At 57.9% G+C, this 23,956-nt stretch carries 30 protein-coding genes; 19 read left to right on the top strand and 11 right to left on the bottom strand.

The genetic code is table 11. The features are described 5' to 3' along the window. The coding region (locus EOB59_RS19865; protein WP_164895693.1) for an NAD-dependent epimerase/dehydratase family protein at positions 1-1,103 on the bottom strand (1,103 nt) is incomplete at its 3' end. Positions 1,104-1,676: 573 nt separating this feature from the next. Between EOB59_RS19865 and EOB59_RS36460 the strand changes: the two genes are divergently transcribed. The 4 genes from EOB59_RS36460 (at position 1,677) to EOB59_RS19845 (ending at position 4,602) form a co-directional block, all read left to right on the top strand. Beyond that, positions 1,677-2,237 (top strand): hypothetical protein, encoded by a 561-nt coding sequence (locus EOB59_RS36460; protein ID WP_245481778.1) that lies wholly within the window; start codon positions 1,677-1,679, stop codon positions 2,235-2,237. Positions 2,238-2,460: 223 nt separating this feature from the next. Continuing rightward, on the top strand, positions 2,461-2,748 hold the full coding sequence (locus EOB59_RS19855) for a hypothetical protein (RefSeq protein WP_127396515.1): 288 nt from the start codon (positions 2,461-2,463) through the stop codon (positions 2,746-2,748). Continuing rightward, positions 2,745-3,992, top strand: a complete 1,248-nt coding sequence (locus EOB59_RS19850) for a hypothetical protein (protein WP_127396516.1) — start codon at positions 2,745-2,747, stop codon at positions 3,990-3,992. The genes EOB59_RS19855 and EOB59_RS19850 overlap by 4 nt, the downstream gene beginning before the upstream one ends. Before the next feature lie 64 nt (positions 3,993-4,056). Beyond that, positions 4,057-4,602: a hypothetical protein gene (locus tag EOB59_RS19845; protein ID WP_245481777.1), complete on the top strand. Its 546-nt coding sequence runs from the start codon at positions 4,057-4,059 to the stop codon at positions 4,600-4,602. Positions 4,603-4,606: 4 nt separating this feature from the next. Here EOB59_RS19845 and EOB59_RS19840 read toward each other — a convergent pair whose 3' ends face one another. Genes EOB59_RS19840 through EOB59_RS19830 form a run of 3 tightly spaced genes read right to left on the bottom strand, consistent with a single transcriptional unit; the run spans position 4,607 to position 6,753 of the window. Then, entirely contained in the window at positions 4,607-5,071 is a 465-nt protein-coding gene (locus EOB59_RS19840) for a GtrA family protein (protein WP_128289057.1), read from the bottom strand. Continuing rightward, the gene (locus EOB59_RS19835; RefSeq protein WP_127396519.1) at positions 5,049-5,741 is read right to left on the bottom strand and encodes a class I SAM-dependent methyltransferase; all 693 of its coding nucleotides are present in this window, start codon (positions 5,739-5,741) and stop codon (positions 5,049-5,051) included. The genes EOB59_RS19840 and EOB59_RS19835 overlap by 23 nt, the downstream gene beginning before the upstream one ends. Continuing rightward, complete coding sequence (locus tag EOB59_RS19830; protein WP_164873906.1) at positions 5,716-6,753, bottom strand: glycosyltransferase family 2 protein; 1,038 nt, start codon at positions 6,751-6,753, stop codon at positions 5,716-5,718. The genes EOB59_RS19835 and EOB59_RS19830 overlap by 26 nt, the downstream gene beginning before the upstream one ends. A 285-nt stretch (positions 6,754-7,038) precedes the next feature. On the opposite strand from EOB59_RS19830, the gene EOB59_RS19825 reads away from it, so the two are divergent. Continuing rightward, positions 7,039-7,470 carry a hypothetical protein gene (locus EOB59_RS19825; RefSeq protein ID WP_127807737.1) on the top strand — a complete coding sequence of 144 codons (432 nt, stop codon included), beginning with the start codon at positions 7,039-7,041 and terminating at the stop codon, positions 7,468-7,470. A gap of 259 nt (positions 7,471-7,729) precedes the next feature. Here EOB59_RS19825 and EOB59_RS19820 read toward each other — a convergent pair whose 3' ends face one another. Next, entirely contained in the window at positions 7,730-8,227 is a 498-nt protein-coding gene (locus tag EOB59_RS19820) for a metallophosphoesterase family protein (protein WP_127266460.1), read from the bottom strand. 39 nt (positions 8,228-8,266) lie between these two features. Beyond that, on the bottom strand, positions 8,267-8,440 hold the full coding sequence (locus tag EOB59_RS19815) for a hypothetical protein (protein ID WP_127395634.1): 174 nt from the start codon (positions 8,438-8,440) through the stop codon (positions 8,267-8,269). Positions 8,441-9,032: 592 nt separating this feature from the next. On the opposite strand from EOB59_RS19815, the gene EOB59_RS19810 reads away from it, so the two are divergent. Further along, complete coding sequence (locus tag EOB59_RS19810) at positions 9,033-9,341, top strand: hypothetical protein (RefSeq protein WP_127266462.1); 309 nt, start codon at positions 9,033-9,035, stop codon at positions 9,339-9,341. A 41-nt stretch (positions 9,342-9,382) separates the two neighbouring features. After that, positions 9,383-10,228 carry an SIR2 family protein gene (locus tag EOB59_RS19805; RefSeq protein ID WP_127266463.1) on the top strand — a complete coding sequence of 282 codons (846 nt, stop codon included), beginning with the start codon at positions 9,383-9,385 and terminating at the stop codon, positions 10,226-10,228. Between the two features lie 245 nt (positions 10,229-10,473). Here the strand turns inward: EOB59_RS19805 and EOB59_RS19800 are convergent, their stop codons facing one another. Further along, complete coding sequence (locus EOB59_RS19800) at positions 10,474-10,983, bottom strand: DUF892 family protein (RefSeq protein WP_127395633.1); 510 nt, start codon at positions 10,981-10,983, stop codon at positions 10,474-10,476. A gap of 723 nt (positions 10,984-11,706) precedes the next feature. Between EOB59_RS19800 and EOB59_RS19790 the strand changes: the two genes are divergently transcribed. The 7 genes from EOB59_RS19790 (at position 11,707) to EOB59_RS19750 (ending at position 16,599) form a co-directional block, all read left to right on the top strand. Then, a complete protein-coding gene (locus EOB59_RS19790) occupies positions 11,707-11,952 on the top strand; it encodes a hypothetical protein (protein WP_127331622.1) in 246 nt (81 codons plus the stop codon). 84 nt (positions 11,953-12,036) lie between these two features. Further along, entirely contained in the window at positions 12,037-12,528 is a 492-nt protein-coding gene (locus EOB59_RS36455; RefSeq protein ID WP_245463550.1) for a hypothetical protein, read from the top strand. 724 nt (positions 12,529-13,252) lie between these two features. Beyond that, on the top strand, positions 13,253-13,453 hold the full coding sequence (locus tag EOB59_RS19775; RefSeq protein WP_127395631.1) for a hypothetical protein: 201 nt from the start codon (positions 13,253-13,255) through the stop codon (positions 13,451-13,453). A 484-nt stretch (positions 13,454-13,937) separates the two neighbouring features. Next, entirely contained in the window at positions 13,938-14,171 is a 234-nt protein-coding gene (locus tag EOB59_RS19765) for a hypothetical protein (protein ID WP_127395630.1), read from the top strand. A 298-nt stretch (positions 14,172-14,469) separates the two neighbouring features. After that, complete coding sequence (locus EOB59_RS19760) at positions 14,470-14,754, top strand: hypothetical protein (RefSeq protein ID WP_127395629.1); 285 nt, start codon at positions 14,470-14,472, stop codon at positions 14,752-14,754. Positions 14,755-14,851: 97 nt separating this feature from the next. Next, the gene (locus EOB59_RS19755; protein ID WP_245486676.1) at positions 14,852-15,808 is read left to right on the top strand and encodes an NAD(P)/FAD-dependent oxidoreductase; all 957 of its coding nucleotides are present in this window, start codon (positions 14,852-14,854) and stop codon (positions 15,806-15,808) included. A 602-nt stretch (positions 15,809-16,410) separates the two neighbouring features. Continuing rightward, a complete protein-coding gene (locus EOB59_RS19750; RefSeq protein ID WP_128289055.1) occupies positions 16,411-16,599 on the top strand; it encodes a hypothetical protein in 189 nt (62 codons plus the stop codon). A 3-nt stretch (positions 16,600-16,602) separates the two neighbouring features. Here the strand turns inward: EOB59_RS19750 and EOB59_RS19745 are convergent, their stop codons facing one another. From EOB59_RS19745 to EOB59_RS19735, 3 genes are all read right to left on the bottom strand, one after another. Beyond that, positions 16,603-16,845, bottom strand: a complete 243-nt coding sequence (locus tag EOB59_RS19745) for a hypothetical protein (protein ID WP_164895691.1) — start codon at positions 16,843-16,845, stop codon at positions 16,603-16,605. Between the two features lie 230 nt (positions 16,846-17,075). Continuing rightward, on the bottom strand, positions 17,076-17,312 hold the full coding sequence (locus EOB59_RS19740; protein WP_127395628.1) for a hypothetical protein: 237 nt from the start codon (positions 17,310-17,312) through the stop codon (positions 17,076-17,078). Between the two features lie 19 nt (positions 17,313-17,331). Continuing rightward, positions 17,332-18,066, bottom strand: a complete 735-nt coding sequence (locus EOB59_RS19735; protein WP_127807734.1) for a Crp/Fnr family transcriptional regulator — start codon at positions 18,064-18,066, stop codon at positions 17,332-17,334. Between the two features lie 1,107 nt (positions 18,067-19,173). Between EOB59_RS19735 and EOB59_RS19730 the strand changes: the two genes are divergently transcribed. The 4 genes from EOB59_RS19730 (at position 19,174) to EOB59_RS19715 (ending at position 21,736) form a co-directional block, all read left to right on the top strand. After that, positions 19,174-19,479, top strand: a complete 306-nt coding sequence (locus tag EOB59_RS19730) for a hypothetical protein (RefSeq protein ID WP_128289054.1) — start codon at positions 19,174-19,176, stop codon at positions 19,477-19,479. A gap of 340 nt (positions 19,480-19,819) precedes the next feature. Beyond that, entirely contained in the window at positions 19,820-19,993 is a 174-nt protein-coding gene (locus tag EOB59_RS19725) for a hypothetical protein (protein WP_127266475.1), read from the top strand. A gap of 139 nt (positions 19,994-20,132) precedes the next feature. Beyond that, complete coding sequence (locus tag EOB59_RS19720) at positions 20,133-20,342, top strand: hypothetical protein (protein WP_127266476.1); 210 nt, start codon at positions 20,133-20,135, stop codon at positions 20,340-20,342. Between the two features lie 569 nt (positions 20,343-20,911). After that, positions 20,912-21,736 (top strand): Ku protein, encoded by an 825-nt coding sequence (locus tag EOB59_RS19715; RefSeq protein WP_127397210.1) that lies wholly within the window; start codon positions 20,912-20,914, stop codon positions 21,734-21,736. A gap of 152 nt (positions 21,737-21,888) precedes the next feature. Here the strand turns inward: EOB59_RS19715 and EOB59_RS19710 are convergent, their stop codons facing one another. Next, positions 21,889-22,269 (bottom strand): hypothetical protein, encoded by a 381-nt coding sequence (locus EOB59_RS19710; protein WP_164895692.1) that lies wholly within the window; start codon positions 22,267-22,269, stop codon positions 21,889-21,891. 466 nt (positions 22,270-22,735) lie between these two features. On the opposite strand from EOB59_RS19710, the gene EOB59_RS19705 reads away from it, so the two are divergent. Continuing rightward, positions 22,736-23,902, top strand: coding sequence for a beta-glucosidase (locus EOB59_RS19705; RefSeq protein WP_127397211.1), 1,167 nt, complete (start codon positions 22,736-22,738; stop codon positions 23,900-23,902). Positions 23,903-23,956 lie beyond the last annotated feature (54 nt).

Here is a 23,956-nt window from a genome sequence, read left to right as displayed (position 1 = left end):
TCGCAGAACCGCCGCGTTGTGTCTAATTTGCGCGATGAGAGGGACGAGTCGTAGGTGGCAGCAGTTTTGCTTGTCATCGGAGGCCGTAGGCAGCTTTGTCCCCGTAAAGCAGACATGCCGGCGATAGCACTTGCCGCAGGACTGACCAAAGCGAGAAGTCGCATCGCCCAGTTTGGCATCTCAAATCGCGGCGCTTTTGCTCCATGAGCACCCAGCCGCGACCTGAGCACCCGGGCTATCTCGTATATGCTCATTGTTTCACCCGCTATTGCAACGAACCGCTCGCCATTTGCTGCAGGATCGGTCATAGCGCGAATGTGTAGATCGGCGACGTCGCGGACGTCCACGATCCCGTAGGAAAGCTTCGGAGCTAACGGCAGATTTCCGTCCAGCATACGTTGGATGAGTGAAATTGACGGAGAATAGTCGGGGCACATGACCGGCCCCAATATCACCGTCGGGTTTACTGCTGTAAGCTCTGGCCCACCTTTTCGCCTCACAAAATCCCAGGCATCTTTTTCGGCTAACGTCTTCGATCTGACGTAGGCGGTAAGAGTGGGAATGCTCAAGTCACTCCAATCGGCCTCAGTGAATTCAGCGGTGTCCATTTCGCGAGCGTAACTCATGGTAACGAATGACGATGTGATCACCAGCCGTTTAACCTTCGCTTCATGTGCTGCTCGCAACCCTCGTAGTGTGCCAGATCTGGCGATGCCGATGGTGTCAATATTGCCATCCTTTTGTCCAACGGAAAATGGAGAGGCGACATGTAGCACGTAGGAGCTACCGGCGGCGGCATCATCCCAATCGGGATCGGCACTCAAATCTGCCTCGATGAAGGAAAGAGAAGCGCCAATTGATGATGCGCCCATCTGCTCGAGTGTACGACGAACTTCTGGTTCGCGTGTCAGCGAGCGTACAGTGCATCTAACCCGGTATCCAAGATCGAGCAGCTGCAAAATACAGTACATACCGAGGAAGCCGGAACCTCCCGTAACCAGCACTTGTTGGGATTGCGTAGAACGTTTGAGAGGTCTGATCATCGGCATCTGAAGTTGCGGGATCTCCATCGCAGTTTGAGCACTGATTCGATAGCCGACCACGCCCTTTCCCGATACCTTGGTCCTCTCCCCGGAAAAGTACAATCTCATATAGCTGGAAGACATGCTGCCCGACGACTATGCAGAGTGGGTCAAACCACGTCCACCTCCTCCCCATCTGAGAGCAAACCGACCGGCGCTACTTCCTCAAGCTGATCAAATGCAGGCGCGCCGAATCATCGCACCGCGCGCGGGCGCAAAGCGGCTGGAATGCTTGGACCGCTTCAAATGCCCGCACTCAATCGCTTTTCCGGACCTTCGCGTAACGACAGTTCGGTTCGAGCCATGATAGGCTTTGCGCCTCGAGAATGGTGGCGTCATTGCGCGGCGAACGGCCTTCTTGCGTATCCGGCGAAGGGGTGACAAACTGGGCAGTCGGACTTTTTGAGAGGGTGACGATGGCGTTGGGGGGGCCCGCGGATGGCAAGCGCAGGCGCTTTGCTCGACACAACACGGCCGCCCGTCAGGCGATGAATCTTAGTGCCAGCGGGGTAGTTGGAGCGTTAGCATGCCTGGTCATCGGGCAAGTTTCCGTTCACTTGAACCCGGCGGGTGCTCCCGCAATAGCGGTTGGCGATGCATATTCTCGCCATCGTGATTGTGTTCGCTGTGCGCGAACCGTTCCGTTTGCCATCTTGCAGCACTTCTCGCCCACTCGCCAAGATGATTGCCGTTGGCTGCGTCCTCGTTCTCGCAGCCGCTCTTTATGTCATCGCGCTGGCAGACTTCCCCCACAGGGTTGATGGAGATGCAGCGGCGCAGGCGAACAACGCTATGGAATTTTTGGTGGGAAACGGTCGTCACTACGGGGGCGGCAACGTGGTGGAAGAGACGGCCGAGATCGATGACGGACATCTCGATCTCTATAGCTTGGAAATGACGAACCTCTGGAAACTGGCGCTGATGCTCCGCTCCTTCCGTTCTGGAACGCATGGCGCCTGGCGAGAGGTTCGGACGGCTAGGTGCGTCGAGTTCGACATCGAGACGGAGAAGCCGATGCCGGTCAACACCGATGGTGAGATCGTCACCTCGACACCAGCTCATTTCAAGGTCCACGCAAAGGCGATCTCGGTCTTTGCGCCTCCGCCCGTGGGCATTCGACGTCGCACAGAAGGAGCATTCGGTACGGACCTTTGATTTGTCGGGCGACCATCCCGGTGTCAAGGCTGCGCAATAGCTCGTCCGGCCGCCGAGGCATGCATGATTATCGTGTTCTCGACGCGCTTCAAAGGCGCCTTCCACGCACCGCGGGTATTCTCCAAACGCTCGCTTAGAAGCAGGGCCAAAGATTTGTTGCCCTTCGCCGCTCGAATATTAGCAACCTCTTGACGATCGCCAGCCGCGCTCCAGAATCCCTCACATGGTGCGGGAACAGACTGGCATCGGCTTTGGCCACGAGGTGACGATAGGCGTCACCCATCTGGAACTGCTCGACGACCGTCGGGCCAGCGTCAGCGTTGCGACCTACAACTTCCTCTTCTCGATCGACACGCCGAAGAAGGCAAAGGCGCCGGACAAGTTGAACCTCATCGGCCACGCCACGGCGGTCGATTATGAAGCTGGCAAGGCCACGGTCGGCGGTTTGGTCACAGTCGAAGCGGGCTCCCATCAGGGGGTGGAAACTCGCCGCGCCGGTGCTCCGCGATGAGAAAATCCGGGACTGACAATCTCGTCCCGGCCATCAAGAGCCCCGGCGATGCGCCGTCGATGAAGGGCGCAGAGCAGTTCGAGATTTTCCCCGACTACGGCCCGACGATCAACAAGCGCCACATGGTAGCGGCAGCGGTCGTGACAGTCCCGCTCCTGTTCGGTTTCACTGGCCTTGCTATTCGTTATGCCGCTGTTGCTTCAACGTTGGCGGAACCAGGCTTCGAGTCTTATGCTCGTGCGCTCTGCCGATGGGATTGCCACTGGTATCTGGATATTTCCGAACGCGGCTACGAGCGCTTTCCCATCCCAAACCAAAGCAACGTCGGACGATGGGGCTTCTTTCCATTCTATCCGATGCTGGTAGCGGTGATCCGGGCGATTTTCCCCTTCGCCACGATACTGGTCGCGACGATCACTTCGATTGCATGCAGCTACACCGCGTGTCTGGTGGCATGGCCGCTGCTGGAGAAGAACATGCGGGCCTATGTACTGTACTGCGCTTTTCTGCTTAGCGGCCCGTTATCCTTCCACTTCACAACTTTCCTTTCCGAATCTCTTTTCGTGCTCCTGACCTCGATTGTCTTCCTGGCACTCAAACGTTCCAGCTATCCCGTCGCTGGCATCTCGTCAGCGCTCCTCTCGGCAACGAGGCTCGTTGGGGTCCTCGTCGTCTTTGCGACCGTCATTCAAATGTTCCAGCAGCATCGCGAACGGGGCGGCTCACCACTCTCCTTTCCGCGTTGGGTGCTCGGTCGACCGGATCTGCTCGTCGCTATCTTTATCTCGCCTGCCGGCTTGTTTGCCTACATCCTGTTTTTGTATGTCACTGTCGGCGACGGCTTTGCATTTCTGCACGTCCAACGCGCCTTTGGACGAGTGGCTGGGAACCCGCTCCTGTTTCTATGGGACGGACTCTCAGCATTTCCCAAGACCGGGTGGCTGCCCACGGCGCCGCAATGGAGTGCGCTCGCAGCGATCATCGGGCTGGCGCTATCAGTCGTGCTGGTGGCTCGCAAGCAATATGGCGCTGGGGTCTTCTGCGCGATCTGCATTCTCGTGCCATTGATAACGAATCTGGCCTCCATGGTCAGATACGTCATTGGGCTGGCGCCTCTGATAATGTTGATGGCCGTCCTGTTGTCGGCGTCGAAACTGACCTGGCTGGCCGCTTTGGTTCTCTTCCTGGTCGCCTGCTATTTCATGACGGTGGCATGGATTGGGGGCTACCTTGCTTTGGTCTGACACCCTCAACCCCCATGGACGCGCTATCTCGCTTGGCGCTTACGCGCTCGCCGCGGTTCTGGCCGTGTCCGAACTCGCCATCCTTGCGCTGGCCCTCCATCCGAATGTCCACGCCGACTATCGTGCCTATTACATCGACCGCACGACGACATGCCTCAACCGCGATGCTATTGGCAGCTACTCACTCGGCCAGACAGTGTCCTTCCGGTCCGATGGCGCCAAACGGGTAGCCGGCATGAAAGTTTGTGGCTGGTCGGGGCCGGTAGCCGACGGCACGCATTCGCTGGGCGAGACCTCGCGGCTTCGCCTGCAGATACCGCCACTTCGCGACGGCCTTAAGGCAACGCTACAAATGGCCGCTGTCATTCGTCCGCCACAGATGACGCAGAGGGTGATAATCTCGGTGCATGGCGTGTCCGTGCATAAGGTCACACTGTCGGGCAAGCAACCGATAACCGTCTCGTTCGTCATTCCGCACGCAGCTTTTTCGGACGCCAGCACGTTCGAAATGACCTTTGACTATCTTGACGGGATCCCGCCCAGCCAGGCCGCCAGCGACATTTATAAGCGCTCCATCAAATTGGTGTCGTTTCGACTGGACGCCATTTAGAGCATTATTGCCTCTGGCGGGAGCGATTGCCGTGCCGACCGGGAATGCGTCCGGCAAAAACCCACCGGTCAAGCACGAAGAAATTGATGCCGGGGACAAGCAAGCACGTAATCAGCACGGGAATGATGAGCGGCAAGCCCAGCTTTACCGTCAGCAACGCCGGCGCCCCATAGGCAATGGCCAAGCCTGTTGCCGCCAGCAGGAGAAAACGCGGAGCTTCAGTTCGATGCGATCGGCTCGACACGAACGTCAGGGATTTGTGAGCCAGATACGAAAACAGGGTGGCTGCGGCATATGCCCCAAGCGAGGCATGGATGGGCGTTAAACCGAGCCATTCCGATTTGGAAAAAACAGCAACCAAAGCGGCATACAGAAGTGTGGCAGCGATGCCGACCAGGCCGAAGCGTGCCAGTAGCTTCAGGGCGTCGTCGCCGGCAGGCCGATGCTCATGCATGCGCACTACACGCATACTGTGCCCCCAGCGGCAGGGGGGCGAGCGCGCGCTCGACTTTTCGGGCCAAGGGCCCGCCCGACGGCAGCAGCAGGAAGTGCTCGGATCGGATGTTGCTGAAGCCTGCTTCTTGAAGGAGGGACGCTGTTTTGGCTGCGCTGAGCAGCACCGCGTCATGGTCGAAGGGACACCGGAACACAGCCAGACGCGTCAGCGGATTATAGGGATTGTGCTCGATGATGCAGGCGGCACCGCCTGGGCGTACGACGCGCCGCATCTCGCGAACGAACCCGAGCCAGGAAGCGGGCGGAACATGATGGACGACGCAGCTGGCGAAGGCCAGATCGAAGACGCCATTGTCGTATGGCAGGTTCGGCGTGGTGCAGACCGTGTAGGTGACGCTCGGATTCTCCTGGCTGGCACGCAAGATGGATTCCTGCGAGATGTCACAGCCCTCCAGGCACTCGAAGGCGCCTTTGAGATAGGGATGGAGCACACCTACGCCGCAGCCGACATCAAGCACCCGCAAATCCGGGCCGGCATGACGAAGCCCCCGCTCGACCACAACGCGTCGCAGCAACTCGGCCTTCGCCATGAGAAAGAAGTCGTGCTTAAGCCCTGAAAAGCGGATCGATCCCTGGACCGTCTCACCATAATTGAATCTATAGCTGTCGAAGGGTTCGGACATTGGCCGGGACTCCAAGCCGGGATTTTCGAGGCGAGCGGCGGCTCTTGCCCGGGACGGCTGGCATCGGCCGGTCGAAGCCGGTGAGGCGATCGATCACGTAAAGCGGGCGCCGTTTTACTTCGGCGTGGATGCTGCCGACATACAATCCGACAACGCCGGTCATGAAGAGGTTGATGCCGCACAGGAGCGACACGATCATCACGGTGGATGTCCAGCCGGCAACAATGCCTGTTTCAAAGGCCCAGGCGTAGATGGCGTAGGCACCGAAGGCTACGGCCAGCGCAGAAATGGCCAAGCCACCCCAGAGCGCCAGGCGCAGCGGCTGTTCCGAGAAGCTGACGATGGCGTGCGCAGCAAGATGCACCATCTTCCAGAATGGGTATTTGGTCTGGCCATGGGTTCGTGCCGGGCGCTCGAAAGGCACCGACGCCTGCTTGAATCCCATCCAGCCAAACATGCCCCTGACGAAGCGATCGTGTTCGGGCATCTGCCTAAAAGTTCTCAGCGCTTTGGGACCGACCAACCGGAAATCTCCAACATCGCGCGGAATGTCAACGGTCGTCATCCTTTCCAGCAAGCGATAGAAGAGACTTGCCGTGAAGCGCTTGAACCAGGATTCGCCCTCGCGTTTGACGCGCCGGGCATAGACAATTTCGAAACCTTCTTTCCACTTCGCCACCAGATCGAGAACCACCTCGGGTGGGTCTTGGAGATCGGCATCCATGACGATGACGGCATCCCCCTGGGCGGCGTCCATACCGGCTGTGATTGCTATCTGGTGCCCAAAATTGCGGGAAAGCTCGATTAGCCGAAAACGAGGCTCGGCGGCGACCACACGCCGAAGGTAAGTGACGCTGCCATCGCTGCTTCCGTCATCGACGAAAATAGCCTCTGTCTCACCGTCCAGCTGGTGGATTAGCAACCTGATCCGCTCGATCAGACGAGGCAGCACTTGTTCCTCGTTGTATATCGGCAGAACCAGCGAGTAGCGCAGCGACACGTTCGCTCTCATCCCGGCACTTTGGATTACAGAGGCCTCCATGCCGATCAAATGAAACGCCAGCCTCAAAGTTCCATAAGGCATTACTAATTTAATTTGTTGTTGCAGGCGGGTGGCGAGCTGTTCGTTCTGAACGGCTTCGGTCTGATTTGGGATGAGATATCGTTTCGCGCGCCGGCGGAGCAATGCGCTGTTTCGCAATCATTGTCGGGCAAGTGGCCGCCTTGCCAGCTCTTGTCAGCGCGTCGGCGCGCGATAATTTTTGATGGGAAGGGACTTCGACCAAAGGAGCCGACGATGGAACACCAAACTTTAAGCCAACTGCAGACAATTGCAGAAGTAGAACCCCTGTCGACATACCCGATCATGACCCGGCAACAGCGCATTGAGCGCTGGGCAGAGTTGCTGGAACAACATCCCGAGCGACGCCTGACAGCGCTTACCGGCACTGAGTATCTGAAGCGGGAAGCTCGCGACGCAGCGCGCGGTGAGGGCTCGCCAATTACTGTGGCCTTCGAGGACCCGCTACTGCGTGCGTTAGGCCTGAAGGATGACACCTATGGGGCAGCAAAGCGCTTCTTCGAACTGTCTGACGGGGAGTTGCATGACATCGTCTGCAGTTGCCATGTCGGAACCACGTTCAGAGGGCAGTGGGCTGCCGCTAGAGTCCGCCGGGCAATCGGAGGGAACAGGTTTCTTAAGTGGCTTAGAGAGAGTGTGTGGCACTGAGGTCGCCAAGGACGGCGATTGAAGCTCGTTTCAAGCGAGGTGGATGAACGATTGGGGCGCCAGTGGAGCGCCGTGTTGACGACGGGGGTCGGCGCCTGTCCCACGGCTGTGCAGATGGGTGGGGCGCTCCTCGGTCCCAGTTTACTCGCGGTGCGTTCCAGCATGGCTGCAATACTCCAGGGGCAGGATTCTGGAATCCTGTTTGCGGCTAGCATCACCACGTGAAGACATCGATCGTTCGCCATCTGCTGCGCTAACCTCAATCTCGGCGGCGCCTGGCCTGTATGGCAGCAAAGGTGACTGGGCGAAAATCCCAGGCGTCGACGCCGACGTCGTGCTGGCGCGTCATTGGCTTCAGCCGGCCATGAGAATGGCCGTGCAGGTTTATCGATTTCTTGCCGATCTTGTTCCAGGTGCGGAACGGGTAGTGGCAAAGAACCAAGAAACTGCCCTCGACAGTTAGCTCCTTGTAGTGTTGCACGCTAGCCCAAGCCGAAGCGCGGAGCGTTACCATGCCGTCGTTGTTGCCGATGATCAGGTGTTTGGTGCCGTGGAGGCAGGACAGCAGCGAAGACACTGTCTCGGCCGATCCCTTGGCGAAGTCGCCGAGGTGCCAAACCTCGTCATTTGGAGCAACAGTCTCGTTCCAAAGTTCAGTCAGTGCCTGGTCGTGCGCCACCAATGAACTGAAGGGGCGGGGGTCGAGCCGCAGAATGCGGGGATCGTTGAAATGCGTGTCGGAGGTGAAGAAGATCATGCGCCGCCGCTGGCTGAGATGAGCGCTCAACGGACGCTTTTAAGTTCGGTTGCCGGAGCGGCTTTTGGGTCCATCATCGATCCTGATTTGGGCTTCCCTGAGCATCTTGAGTGCCTCTTCCTTGGTGAGGCCGCACTTGCGCGCAAAGTAGAGAGCTTCGATCGCCTTTTCACGATCTGTGGCTTCTGTGTGCTGTTTAAGCTTTTCACCCATCGTTCTCTATCACCTTTTGATGCCACCGAACCATCACGGTGCCGGGTTGTTCCCATCCATCGGATCTGCTGACCTGCGGAGCGCCGCTGCCTGATGTCGCCGATAAACGAGATCCCGAGACCTGTAGCAGGCATCAGCTTGGTCGTTTCTATGTGGCCCGTCTGGGAGGCACTGTCGGAGCTCTAAAGTTGCCGAACGCTTTGCGGCGGTTGCTTTTGGCTACGAGCGGGCGCGGCAGGCATCTACTGCCGAAGGCGGCTCGCGCTCGCGGAGGAACCATGCAACGCGCTTTTTGAATCGCAGTCTGAAGACCCAACCGCGATCACCTGGTGCGCCCGACGGTAGGACAGCGAGAAGCCTTGCCTATGCCTTTGCAAGGTTGCCATGGCGATCCGGAACCTCGAGGCATGTGGAGAGTTGTCCAGCAGCCCAGCGGAGATTCAAGCCATGGCGCCACCAGATGCCAATCCCGGCGTCGCCGCGCAGCCGAAACGCTCTAGCAAGCCGGCAACTCCATCACCGGCACGGCACAAGGCCTCCGGAGCAGGATTATCTATCGACGGGCTCCCAATGGTATGAAGGACAATGGCCCATGAACGTCGCCAACCTGCAATTGGAAGGTTTGCTTATGGCGGTCGCGGCCGTCAATAACGCCTTGGTCCGCAGAGGCCTTCTCTCGGTCGATGATATCGACACGGCGTTGAAAAACGCGGAAGCCTCCTTCACGGTTGATGAGCGCCTCTTCGAGGATATGTCGCCGGCTAACCGCGACGCAGTGTGTTTCCCTTTGCGGCTTTTGCGGCTGGCTAACACCGAGCAGTTCGAAGCGAGTGTGCCACCGTTTTCCGAGCTGGCCAGGCAGGTGGGGATCACCAAGGAGCCTAATAACGACCAGATGTGAGGGAGGAAGGTCGACCTGCGCGGGTGGCCTCGAAAGACGTGATGAACGATGACCCTGTAGATTCGCTCGCCAACGCAATTCGGCATCGCAGCGCAATTCTGTTTGTTGGGGCAGGGGTTTCGATCAGCGTTGGATTACCCTCCTGGGAGAAGCTGATAGAGCGAATGGCAAAGGAGCTCGGCGTCGACGACGAATTTTCCACGAGACGCGATCGTTTTCAAACCCTGGCCGAGTACTATCGCATCAAGCATGGCAGCATCGGGCCACTTCGCAGTTGGATGGACAGAAACTGGTCCGTCCCCAAGGACCGGATCGAGAAATCCGAGTTGCATCGTCTCATCGTGAGGCTCGACTTCCCTGTCATCTACACAACTAACTATGATCGGAATCTGGAACTGGCTTATGAGATATACGGTCGGGACTACGTGAAAGTGGCCAATGCACGCGATGTGGCGCAGGCCCGCCAAGGCATTACCCACATCGTCAAGTTCCATGGTGATTTCGACGAGGATTCGTCCCTCGTCCTCACCGAAACGGACTACCTCGATCGTCTCTCCTTCAATTCTCCGCTGGACGTGCGTTTTCGCTCGGATGCGCTCGGCAGCACGATCCTCTTCATTGGCTATAGCCTTTCCGACCCAAACATTCGGTTGTTGCTGCACCGTCTCTGGCAGACGTGGCATCGGTCCGGCTATGAGAAAGATCGCCCGCCCTCGTTCATCTTCATGACCAGCCGAAACCCTGTGGAGGAGGCCGTGCTTGGACGTTGGGGCATTTCGGTCGTGGTCGGCGAAATCGACGAGCCGCAAGCTGCTTTGGTGGACTTCCTCAGCCGGCTGGCGGAGATGGTTGGGGATGGGGAACTGTCGCCAAAAAGTGGGCGATAGCAACATCCGTATGATGGGCAGTTCGGCGGGCTCTCAAGGAGCGGCACATGGCAGAGAATTCCGTCCGGAATTTCAAGTTCAATTGGCGTCAAGGATACTATCGCGGCACGGAGAGCTAATCGGAAACTTACTCACGCACTGCCTACTTTGAAGTGCCTTTCAGCGGTAACGGCTCAACCTCGATGCGCCTTGCGCCGAGCTTCGGCGCAAGGGGCGAGCTTGTTTAGCGATACGCTACCGGCTGATCAACGCTTGGCGTTTTCACTCTCCGAGTCGGCCCGCGCCAGGAACTGCTCGGTTGTCGTTGGAATATGGCTTTTCAACCAGTCCGCCATTGCGACTTCCTCACGCAGGTTCTCTTCGCAGACCTGGGCGACCTCTGCTTCACCCAGCGATTTGGCAGCGGCGATAAGGATTGTGTAGGAGGCGATTTCCATGTGCTCGAACGTGTAGCTTGCAAGCGATCCTTTCATCACTTCGTCACCGGCGAAGACACCGCTGAGCGACTGCGCCATTGCCGTCAGCTTGCCGCCGGCATCCTTCAGTGTGGAAGATCCTTGTCCGATGCGGTCGAGACAGGTTTTCAGCCGAGCAGCCTGCTGCCTGGTCTCCTGGACGTGCTGGCGAATCCGTTCGCTGAGCTCAGGATAGTTCTCAATTCGGTTCAACTGCCCATTCAACATGGTCTCGGCCTGCTCTTCCATGGCGTGAGCATCCCTGAGCCATTGGACAAGCCATTCGCGCGATTCTGACATTTCATATCTCCTTCATGGGTCGGCCAGAACTTTCAAAGGGAGATATTGTTCCTCATAGTTTGACCTGCGGAGTCAGCCTGTGTCGCAGGCTTTTCCCAGTCGGCGCTGCAATCAGGCTCTCGGCACCAGGAGAGAATAGCGCGGTACGGGCACTGCCGCTGTGTCCAAGCTGGCAAACGCATTTCTGCAGAAATGACCGAACCTGCTGCCTGTCGCGGGTTCGGCGACGGATGGACCTCTGTTTCGCCTCGGCTCGTATTCCGATGCCCGCGCTGCCATGTAGGGCTAAGCTGTATCTCGCCGGAGCGGCTTCGCATTTTACCGTTCGCTTGCGAAATCAACCCCTACCTGATGCGCGTCCAGGGACGAGGCATGTTCACCTGCGGAGATCTTATCTCACGAAGGGATCGCAATGGAACGTCAGGGCATTTCGGAGGTTGGTAAGGAAGTTTCGCAGCTAAGGAAACGAGCCATGACTTCTTCAGACAATTCTTCAACTGGCATATCACCACGCCCCGAAAAATCGGGCGGCAGGACCTCGTCTAAGCCGGCGACACCGTCACCGGCCGCAGAGAAAGTCTCCGGAGCAGGCCCTGCGATGGCCGAGCATTCGAAAGACGCCAAGGCGCCCAGAGGCGGTCGTCAGCCTGGGGCTTATGTCAAGGATTAGACGGCCGAGCTGGGTTGAGTTTCGGCTGCCCGCTGCAGTCGAAGGAGGTTCTTATGCAGATGATGGGAATTGTCGTCAGCCGAGACCAGGCTCCGATCGTGGAATTCCGCGGAGAGGGAGGCGAGTGTATTACAGTCACCCTGCAGGCCGGGCATACTCTTCCCGACGACCAACTCATTGCAAAGGCCAAGGCTATGATGATTCAGGTCGCTCAGTTCGGGATGGACCAGACCAACAGTGCAGCGATGTCCGACCGGTTGTCAGCCGATGAGGTGATTCAATCCGGAATGTCGGGATAGAATAGCGGGAAGGCGAACAACCACCGCCGGGGCAGCCTTGCGCAACCGAGCGGGCAATAGTTCCATGCAGACCGATCGAAGAGCATGCGGATCGACGAGCGCTCGGTGGGCGTGAACTCATCCGGCGGCCTTGCTCCCGGTACGGAGCCAGCACCGCGCAGACGAATTTTCGGGATTATCAGCCAAGCCCACCATGAGCATATCCCCTTGCTGATTGGGAAAGTGACGGCATTGCGGAACTTCGGATCGCCGCCGCGCTTAATCCGGCGAAGGAGTGATCCGATGAACGCGACCAAAGAGTTTTTTGAAACCTGGCTGCAGGAGAATGTCGGCACTCTTGCTGGCAAAGAGGAAGTGAGCTTCGCCGTGCTGGTCCAGCAATTCGAGCAGGATGCCGAAGCGGCCGGTTATGGTCGCGAGGTGCGTGAGGACGAGCTCGGAAACATTGAAGATGCGATCGAGCAAGCGCTAAAGAACGCCCGGACTGGCGTGCATGGTGACGCCGATGGCGAACCCACCGACGTGGCAGCCCTCATGGATGCGCTGGAGGTCGAAGATGCCAAAAGCGGGCCGTAGGCCTTACCAGATTAGCTCTATTCGTTTGTCGAAGTTGCCGGGGTAGCCCTATGGAGCAGTTTCGCAAGGACATGGCCGCCTTGGCAGAGCCAGCTTTCTGGGTGACGATAGGTTTGCTTCTGGTCCCGTATGCGCTTGGAACGGTGCTGCTCGTTTGGACCTGCGGCTGTCTGTAAGTTTGCTACTGACACACCCGTAGCGGTTCAACGGCCCTAACGCCCGAATTCCCTACAATACCGAGCTGATGCGCTTGCGGGGGCCCTGTGCTGCAGCAAAGTCTGAACGATCTCGTCGCGAGAAAAGTTCTCGTCGACACCAGGCTCCTTTGCTCCTGGTAACAATATCGCGCTGACAGCTTTTTGCGAGAGGGGGGGAAGGCCGCCGTTCATGTTCAGGCGACCACGCTATCTGCGCTCTCATAGTTCCAGCTACGGCCCTCCAACACAATGCTCCGATCACGCGCCTGAGCATCCGCGCGTGCCCCTACATCGAAAATAGCCCTGCAGCTTGCGAGTTGCCTTGGAACACTTGTGTCATATCGAAGTTCGGCCTCGTAGGAGAACAAAGATGGCCATCACACAAGCTGCCAACGACAACCACCAGCCGGGCGAGAAACCGGAACATGCAACCGAATTCTCACTCAAAGCGGCAATAGACCAGTTCAGGGCGGGACGCAGGTGCAAAATGGCACTATGGGCGACAAGAATCGGGGCGAGGCACTGAGATGCCGCGGATCAATGATGACGGTCGCAACGAGAATACCACATCAGCTGCAGCAATCATTATCGACAAGGAACGTGCTGAGCGCGCCGCCAAGACGGCGCGGTTGAAGGAGGCTCGCCTCGCACAAGCCATCACGCCCGGTCCCAGCCAACGCAAGCCGCGTGTCACCAAAAAGGTTCGCAGGATTTTTGTTGCTGGCTAGGAGGTGTCCGTGACTCGCAATCACGACTAGGAAAGATACGACCGCGCCAAACGTATCAGCCAAGAGATGCTGGACGCTGAACGAGCCGAACGCGCTGAGAAGACGGCGCGGCTGAGACAAGCAAGGCTTGCACAGCATCCGGTGAAGTCACCGCCGGCGCAGCCGCAAATGCATCGCGAACCCATCCCGGCTCTCAAAAAGAGAAGCCGTAAGGTGAGTGAATTCTTTTAGGCTCTCTCGCTCGCCTACAGCACCATGCAGGAACACCGTCGGGACTTAACAGGCCTAGCGGCAGGGGCTTTCACGACTTGCCCAGCTCGATCCGTGCACATGCTCCCTTTGTTGTACATCCCCCTGCAGTTGGTGAATCCGGCGCCCTGTTCGAACTTGCATAGGTTAATGACCTCTTCCCTGAAACGAGTCATGCATGGGCTTGCCGCCCAGCATCTGCGGCCTTGAATTAAGTCGAGTCAAAGGGGCGTACATGACCTACGACACCGCCGGTGATCAACCTATCTATCCTGAAGGGTTGAGATTGCTGGAATCGGTCCTCAAGAAGCTTTGCAAGGAAGCGGAGATTCAACTGATCTCTTACAACGCCGAGCAGATTGCGGCCGAGCTTATAAAATTATTCCAGAGTGGCATGAAAGACGAAACGGTTCTGCTTGTCATCATGCGGGCGCGGCTGCGAAAGAGGCCGGTCTTGGCGGTCGGCTAGTCCTTCTTACCGTCAGTCCACGATCCACGGCGCGGCGTTCAACGGCGACTTGCGAGCGTCTTCAGCGTACGATGCCGCACGATCTCGCGGAGACTTCTGCATCTCCGCCACCTCGCCATCGTCAGAGCTGCGAGCGTAGCGTGCTGGCAAAGTAGCACGAGTGGGAGATGGGAGGTAGCAACGCTGCCTGAGGTTTGATGGTCACGCGCACACCCGCTGCATCCTTTTCGACACCGCCGCGTTGAGGTCAAACCTGCCAGAAATGTTTGATCCGCTGGCACAATGACTGGAGCGGCTAATGCCGAAATTTCGCTTCGAGTTTATCGAGGGCATGTCGCAGCCTGCAATCTTTGCCGATATGGCTGATCGAGATGAGGCTGTCAGAGAGGCGAAGCGCACCGCCAAGGAGGCCATGCTCGACGGAATTGTCGAGGGCGTGGACCCGACCAGTTGGGTGACGAAGGTTTATGATGAGGCAGGCTATCTCGTCGCTACTCTCGGATTCCAGGATCTGGTCTCCGCGCCCAAGGATACGGAAGAGCTCAAGGAAACAGAGGAGCCTGGCGTCCTGCGATCGGGTTGAAGCCTGGTTTCTACGCTGTTGCCATCGAGCAGATGTCCCGAAGACCGCCCTTTGAACATTGCACGAACCAAATCGTTCGCCGGTGATGCGTCGCACCATGCACGACAGCCACGTCAGCCGACCGACCGCCGAGACCGAAGATGTCCTGATCGTCGGAGGCGGGCCGGCGGGATTGACCGCCGCTCAATATCTCGCCCGTTTTCGCCATCGCGTGCTGGTGATCGATGCCGGCGATCCTCGTGCCGCCTTGATCCCAACGAGCCATAACTGTCCTGGCTTTCCCGAAGGGATAAGTGGAGCCGATATTCTGGATCGCCTTCGACGTCACGCCACCTTGTATGGAGCCACTCTGGTTGGAGGGCAGGTCCATTCCCTCGCCGCTGCCTATCGGGGGTTCGTCGCTGAGACCTCGATCGGCGCAATCCGGACACGCAAGGTGTTTTTGGCGACAGGGATCATCGATACGACACCTGTCATTCCGCGTCTGCGCGAGGCAATTGCCGCAGGTGTCGTTCGACTCTGCCCTGTATGCGACGGGTATGAGGCGATCGACCAGAAGATTGCGGTCGTCGGGCACGACGAGAGAGCCTTTAAAGAGGCCATTTTCCTCAGTCGGTTTACATCGCTCATAACGATGCTTGGGAGCGACGCATCCGACTTTTCGCCCAGCACTCGTCGTGCGGCGAGGGCAAGAGGCATAGTCATCGGTGACGCTCTCGATACGCTCTGCCCGACAGCAGACGGTTGCGAGGCGATTTTGAAAGATGGGACGTCATCCCGCTTCGATGCCATTTATCTGGCACTGGGATGCAAGGTACGTTCTCAACTCGCCGAGGCGGTAGGCGCAAGATGTTGTGAAGAGGGCTATGTCACAGTCGACGAGCATCAGCAGACTTCCATCCAGGGCATGTACGCCATTGGTGACGTTGTCAAAGCGTTGAACCAGATAGCCGTCGCTTTTGGACAGGCTGCCATTGCCGCGTCGCATGCCCATAGAGAGCTTGAGAGCGCCGAGCGGACTGGATTTGCAGATCAGCCTTCTCAACGGACATGAAGATCACGGGGCTGATCGAGCTCTTGGCTGCCTTGATGGCGCCTGTGAACGTCTTACCCGGCCGACAAAGGAATTGCCGCAACTGGCCGAGAATGTCGATCGCGAAAGGTCCTGATACTCCCACCGACAGTTTGCAGCCGCGGAACATTCACTGCGGTACGAGGTTTGGTTGCCGGCCTACAATCCTCCCTCATTGTCTGGGCCTTGAGGCTGCCGAAGCAGCTTCGGCCCGTCTCGGCTTGTCCGGGGCGGGCTTTCGTGGCTGTCGCAACTCGGCTTGCCAAGCCATTGTTTCTGTCCAAGATCATAACTGCCAGCCTCAACTTTAAACGTACAGCAAGCCCAGAAATTCCCGTTAAGGAAGAGGCTTTCCGGATATGGTTGAAGGAGATCACACGTAGACCGGTAAAAGGCCGTTGCTGGCTCGGGCCGGATGGGCCTTTTTGTTCAGTGTCCGAAAAACGCGCGGAACATTCTTTCTGGTCCAGCGTTAGCGCGCGCCGGACGACCCGTTCTGCGATCTCTTGCTGGCCGGCGCTGCAATCAAGCTTCAGCGCGCCTCGGCCCCTCCAGAGACGGTGACGCACGGGAGTTGAGATGCGATGCATAGAGACGCCTTCACCCCATCAGAACTTGCCCTGCTCACCCGCGTCTTCGCACGCAGCAAAATTAAAAACGAAACCGCAACCGAGAGGGAACGGCGCGCATCACGTATTCTGGCTTACTACCAGGCGGGAATCACGGATGAGGATGAGCTGGAACAGCTTTCTCGCCAACCGCTGGGAAGGTGACGACTAGTCTTCCTTCTTCAGAGCTTCAGCCTCGTCTTTGAGCTTCGGCCAATCGGCTCCATGCTTGCGAAGCAGCGTTCGGGCCTGCTCGGGGTCAATTTCCGTGACCTCGACAAGATGTTCGACCTCAAGCTCCTGGCCTTTCGCAACCCGGCTTGCTTTGTTCGCTTTTCTTTGCACGTCGACACCCACTGCTGAGACAACATGAACGAGCGCTGAGAATGCGCGTTCCAGAACTTCATACAAAAATACGCGACATCGATTAAAAATCGGTCGGATGGGACATGTATGAGACTGGCCATGACCTGCTGCTGTGCCTTACCGTTTTTTTTCCATGTGGGGGAACCCGAGCTTGTTCGCCGGTCGAATGGCGGCGGCATCTTCGGGCGATAGTCCGATCACGCGGCGTTCCTCGCCGCTCATGCCATTCGATGTGCCGGCACTCGGCAGCATTCTGACGCAGCAAGTCAGGCACGTTATCTCATCAACTTGATCTGAAGCGAGATGCTCAGCCTCAGAATCCTGTCGCCGTTTTCGTTCCGCACTTCAACAAATACTTGCTGCCCGTCCACCTCAGTAAGCACATCTCTCGTAAGGTCGATAAGGCCCTCGAAGCCCGCGCGGCGCACCTCCTCCAGATCGGCACATTCGATGCCGATTACGTCCTCGACGACCACGTCGTGATCGCCACTATCAAAGAAAAATCGTGCCATCCGAGAGCTTCCGTCACCACTAAGCTGCGGGGTTCCTTTGGTGCAGGTAGGTCGTGTCGAAATCACCTGCACGAGTGAGGCCGGGCCAATCAAGAACATGCACTCTTGACCCCGTCGTGGCGATGAGGCCCCTGCGTCGAAGTTCCTGAAGCATTCGGTTGACGTGGACTGTAGACAAGCCCAATGCATCGCCAAGTGCTGCCTGGGTAATCGGAAGATCCGCGACGTGATCCTGGATGCGTCCAACCGAGCGCAAGCGAAAGATCAGTTCGCACAAGATGTGAGCCATGCGCGTGTATGCCTCGCGTCTTCCCACATTCGTTACCCATTCTCTGTAAATCGCTGCATCGATCAGCGTCGACCGCCAAAAAGCCGTCGCGATTCGAGGATGCTGTTCGCAAATGGTGCGAAGAGCGTCATGTCGCATGAAGCCCAGTCTGGCTGCTGTCAGGGTCGTAAAATTGCAATCCATGACCGACAGATGCAGTCCGTGCAGATCGGGAATATCCCCAGCCACAAAGAAGGATGTAATCTGCCGTTTGCCGTCGCCGGTAAGTTTGGTGGAACCGAGCAGGCCATCCAAAACCACGAACGAATTGACAGGGCGGTCACCCTCACGCACCAGGTCGTAGTTGGCCAAAAAATCCTTCTCCTGAATTTGGATGCCTTTCAAAACCTCGACATCGGCCTCTCGGAGATCCGAGATGCTCTGGAGCTTGCGAATAAGGACATCCAAGGATGAGGTGGGTGACAAATTGGCTACCTAGCTGATGTTGATTATCGAACTTGCATTCGCTTCAAAAGTTCCGGGTAGCCGTAAAGAGGCGCCGGACTGATGGGTCGGCAGTTGGGAAAGACGCGAACGCACCCAGGACCCCTGGTTGGGACCTCAGTGCCCAGCGGTAGAAGAGGCCACGTTGGGTTGCTCGCTTGGGGTGCGGCAACGCTCCCGACGTGAATAAGCCGCACCCTTAAGGGAGCCGCCTAGGCCGTGCAGCAACCTATGACATAGGCTGGGTTCGAATTTTGACGTCACATCAGGGGCTCAAGCTCCGTTGAGCCCGCCCGAATTCCGCACAAGCCGCAAGAAAGAAAGCGGCAGGCCAGAAAGGGGTGATAATCCCTTGGCCATCGCGTTTGGCATGCGATTGACGCGCACCCAAGCCGAGGCGACGCGGTATGTGATTATGCGATAGCCGAAGGGAGATATCGAATGAAAGAAGACCTATCAGGAGGCTCATTTTGACAAGCGTGAGCGACTGTCGGCGGCGAGGGCTTCGCCCAGCTCATCGCCCCTCAGCTCGGGGCCGACTGACTAAAGGCCGTACTGATTGGAACTACAAAAGGAAGCTTGTTGGGGCCGGCCCTTCTCCAAGTTGCCTGTCTCTCAAGGCCCCTGGCTCTCGGTAGCGGGCTTTTGCATTGCTGGTTCCCCGGAAGGGCCGGGAAGTCCGCCACATTGCGTGGAACATGCCGTATCGCGGGGAACATTTTAGCAAACTGTAAATTCAACGGTCTTCTGGTAGGAGGCCAATGTGTCCCGGCGAAGCGTCGACAAAGACCGATTGGAGCGCGCAGACCGTGAGGCAAAGATTGCTAACGCGGCCGAGAGAGAGGCGCGAGATACAAAAACTGCGCGACTTCGAGAACAACGCCTTGCTGCCGAAGCCAAGGCTTCGCAATCATTCAAGAAAGGTCGATCCAAGGGCTAGGTCGCTTACCCGCTGACGCTCGCCCCGACGCGCGCAAGTGGTGCGGGCCCGTCCAAACGTGAGGTGCATGCGATTGCGAATTTTTTCTTGGAACCGTCTTTTCGCAGCGAAGTTCGGTACCGAAGGGACATTCCAATATGGAGTTGATCATGAAACAGGTTCTTTTGGCTTCAGCCATTATGGTACTGTCAACTGGCCTCGCTGTTGCGCAATCGACCACCACGACCACAGGCGGATCGTCGACCTCGACGACCCAGACAACGCCGAGCACTACGACCGATCAGGGAACGGATTCGACCACCACGAGTGGAACGAACTCTAACTCGAACTCCGCCAAGGACTGCGCTCCAGGTCAACAAACTGGCAGCGCCAAGCAGGCCGCGCCAGGTCAACAGGATACCGATGCTAACTCGGCTGCTCCTGGCCAGATGAAAAAGACCACGGAAGGCTGCTGACGTGTCTTGGAACTGTTGCCCTGTTCCAGATTGATGCAAAGGGGTCGACTCTCAGGGTGTAGCCGCTCTCGAACGCCCGTCGTGCTAGGTCGGCACGGCGGGTCGATACCAGACCAAGGTCTTGTCGTTTCGCGGCGAGTCGCACGCGAGGTGTGCCGTGTTGGTTCACCCTAGGTGGCACCTGCTTTGCACCGCCCGCGACAGCAGGGGAAACCAACACCCCAGCGAGTCCCGTTATCCCAGGGACGGCCCGCCGCTGCCGCTAATGGGACGGCGGGCTTTTTTCTTATTCCATGAAACGAAAGGTCATTCCGTAAGTTGGCTTCCCAGGGAGGAACCAATGAAAAAGGATGGCGACGGCCGTGTGAAGAAGGGCAATGAGCAATTGCTTGCCCGACGTTTGTCTGAAGAAGTCGGCATTTCGGAGCCGGATGCGCGCGGTCTGATCAAGCTTATCGGCACGGATTGGAATTCGCTGCTTCGTGAAGCCCGTTTTTTGAAAGAGCGGCATTAGAATGCTCCTGCCTGTCGTGACTAAATTATTATTCAATCGACTCTCGCCAATATGAGCGTAGTCTACTCTCATCGGCGGTAGTTTCAGGGCACCGCCGGCTGTGAGCGAAGAACATGCTTCCGCCCCAACGGAGGAAGCCATGACCGCTCCCGCTACCATCGGCGTTGCAAATCCCGAAGAACTCGCCCTCCTACAGCAGGTGTTTCAGCGGGCCTGCAAAGAGCGTGCGCTAGCAGAAGGCAGCGTCGAGGCCGAGGCACTGAGCGCCCGTCTGATGTGGCTGTTCCAGCACTCCGGAGCCTACTTCGATGAAGCTACTTTCGAAGAGATGCTGCGGGGTGAAGGCTGATGAGCCGCGCACCTTATCTGGACCGCCTGGATGATCTTATTCGCCAGCACAAGGAGCTTTCTGCCCAAGGGGAGATCCTGCGGGCGGAATGTCGACTGAGTTGCTATGTCTTGGAGGAATCGGCCGATGGCCTACGGGGAATAGTTGGCAGGGCTTGGGACGCCAGAGTAGCACGGCTTCGCCGTGATACTATTCGGTCCGGAACGTGATTACCGTTGCAACTCGGGTATAGCGCCATGTTCACAACAAGTCCTCCAGTCTTAATTGTAGCATTTCCCTTGTGCCGGTAGCGTATGCGTCAGGTCATTCGGCCCACGCTTGTGTCCAGTTAAGGTCGGCACGGTCACTCAACCCGAGCTTGGTCCGCTTGATCCTGCCGACTCCCTTACGCGAACGCTTTTTGTCGCACTGAGCCAGAGCTCCGATGCATTTGAAGCACCCTTAAGCACCTCGTGTGCTTGCGAAAGCGACGTCTGCTCCTGCGATCGGGTGGAAAGATGCCGGCGCACGTCGCGGAACAGAACCGTGTGCCTGACGTTGTGCCGAGATCGAGGTCTAGGAGAAATGGCATGGTTGCGCCACGCGCGGTGTGGAAGGGCTTTCTGAGGGTCGGTTCCGTGTCATGCGGGGTGAAGATAGTTGGTGCCACAAGTGAGGCATCCAAGATCCACTTCAAGATTTTGAACCGCAAGGACGGTTTACCCGTCAAAAGCGCCTATGTCGATGAAGAGACCGGCGATGTTGTCGAAGCCGAGGATCAGATCAAAGGGTATGAGGCGGACAAGGGTGATTTCATTCACGTCGAGCCGGACGAGATAAAGAAACTGAAACTGACGTCGCAGCATACACTTGACGTCGATTCCTTCGTTCCGGTTGCCGAGATCGACACACGTTTTCTGGAGAAACCATACTATTTGATCCCGGCAGACGGTGCCTCTCTGGAGGCCTTTGCCGTCCTGCGCGATGCGATGGCCAAGAAGCGCGTTGCGGCACGCTCCTGCGTCGTACTCTATCAGCGCGGGCGCGAAGTGTTGATACAGCCCCTTGGAAAAGGGATGTTGCTGACCGAGCTACGGACCCACAATGAGATGACATCGGAAGACACCGTCTTCAATGACGTGAAAAGCCCAAAGTATGATGCGGATCTGCTCGAAATCGCGGGGCTTCTCATCGACAAGAAGGTGACAAAGTTCGATCCTTCGAAATTCGAGGATACCTACGAGGATGCGCTGATTGCCATGATCGACGCCAAGCGCAAGGGCAAAAAACCCCCGAAACCGGCGCCGAAGCCCAAGGAGAACGTGGTCGACCTGGCCTCGGTTCTTCGAAAGAGCCTCGCCAAGGAAGGCATCGGCCAAGACCGGCCAAAGGCCAAGAGCCGCAAATCAGCATAGTCAAAGATAGCGATCACCATCGCTGCGGTGCTCAAAAGAACCAGTGCAATTGCAGTGCTAGGTTAGGCGGCGGAACTGGCTGTGAGCAAAGTCGATGCCGGCGCCGAAGCAATGCGCGATGAACTGGCGCAGGGGCCAACGGCCGCTGATCTTCAGGCCGTGAGCCCAGCCTCACGCCTCAAACGTTGAAGCCGTTCACACGGCACTCGACGCCGTGCATGCTGCCCGTCGGAGGCGTGAGCCTTGACCGTGCCTTCATCTACAGTGACTGGCAAAGGTACGATCATCACAGCCGGAGGCATATCCCTCCATACAGCTTGCGGCTTGCTCGGGACTGCGACTGATTCATGCCGATCGTCGGTGCGTTGCGATGGCACTTGGTAGGTAGGGTCTGCCCGGATCACCGGCTCCAGATCGTGGGGGAAGTTCGGCGCATGGACGGGCAGTGCTTCGGCCGAGTTTTCGCCCTTTTGAGTGATGGCCGGAAGCATTTCAGCGATCTCGATCAGGATATCTTTGACCAGATGTCTCATCTGTGCGCCCGCCCGCTGCGGCCCATTGCTATGGCGATCAAACTTGTTGAGGCAACCAATGTTCCCGCTTGAAGCGAATGGCGGGCTTTACCGGGAAAGATCGGCGGAGCGGCTCATGCAATACTCCAGGCGACGTCGCTGCGATCCTCTCGCCTTGCATGATCGATGTCGGAAAGTCGAATTTGAACGTACTGTTCCCTGCCTTCGTCGGAGCGGTGGATGATCCGATGACGGCTGTGTGCCTCGCCCCCGACTTGCCTTGCGCAGCTTCTTCCCTGGCTGCTGTCTGCCCTCCGGTGGGTTCGATCGGGAACAAAGGCTCGACCATCCGGTTTGGAACCATCCCGTTAAGCACAGGACCAATGTGCAGCCTGGCGGATGAGAGACGGCTGCCGGATTGCTATGGCTGTTCCCGATCTGCATTCGGCAGCCGAGATTGAGCCCAAATGCCCTAAGGAGACTTCGCATGAGCGAAGCAGGACACAGCGCAGGCAATGAGGTGACTTCGATTGCGGGCACGTCGCCGTTCGCCAGTTTTTTCATGGCTGGCTTCGAGTGCTCGTCGCACCGGCGCAAGGACGGCGTTCGCCTCGATCTTATCCGCGCGACGTCGCATTATTTGCATGCCCTGGGCGACTACCGCAGTTGCGCCGAACTCGGTCTTCGTACCATCCGCGACGGCTTGCGCTGGCACCTCATCGAAACCGCTCCTGGAACCTATGACTGGTCAAGCTGGACGCCGATGGTCGAAGCAGCGCAATCGGCAGGTGTCCGGATCATCTGGGACATCTTCCACTACGGATCTCCCGACCATGTTGATCAGGGATCGATGCATTTCATCGATGCCTATGCCTCGTTCGCCGCGGAAGCTGTGAGGGTTCATCGTTCAATCGCCGGTACAGCGCCTCTGTTGTGCCCGATCAACGAAATTTCGTTTTTCGCCTGGGCTGTTGAGGTCGGCTATTTCCCGCGCGTCGGCCCGAAGAAGCGGGGATGGTTCAAGCGGCACCTCGTGAAAGCAGCAATAGCCGGCGTTCGCGCGATGCGGGAGGTCGATCCCGCTTGCAGATTTGTCTGGGCCGAGCCGCTTATCCACATCGCTCCTCGCGACCGGACCCGCACCGAACGGCGCCGGGCCGAAAATGCCCGTCAGGGACAGTTCGAAGCTTACGACATGCTGCTGGGCCGGGCCGAACCTGAGCTGGGTGGGAGCGAAGATGTCGTCGACGTCGTTGGCTTGAATTTTTATCCACACAATCAGTGGTACCTAAACGGGCCGACGATTCCGATGGGGCATCACGAGTACCGTGCCCTATCGGAGATGCTGATCGAAGTCGCGCATCGATACAGCAAGCCTATGTTCATCGCCGAGACCGGCTCCGAGGGGTCTGGCGGGCCGGCTTGGCTCCACTATGTCTGCGACGAGGTGCGTGCCGCAGAAAGCCTCAAAGCCCCGATCGAAGGTATTTGCCTTTACCCGGTAACCGCCTATCCGGGCTGGGACAATTCGCGGCATGCGGAGGTGGGATTGTTTTCAGTCGTCCAGGCGGACGGCAGCCGACACGTCCACAAGCCCGTCGCGGACGAATTGGCCCGCCAGCAAGCTTTGTTCGCGGCGAACCCGACGCGTTAAATACATGAGCTGCACGAGGGACTGCGCGAGCGCCTGTCGGCCCCGCGCCGATGC

The sequence above is a fragment of the Mesorhizobium sp. M7A.F.Ca.MR.176.00.0.0 genome (assembly GCF_004023165.1).
In the GTDB taxonomy this organism is placed as follows: Bacteria; Pseudomonadota; Alphaproteobacteria; order Rhizobiales; family Rhizobiaceae; genus Mesorhizobium.
The sequence above is the reverse complement of the archived record's forward strand: the minus strand, read 5'-3'. Positions and strand labels throughout refer to the sequence as shown.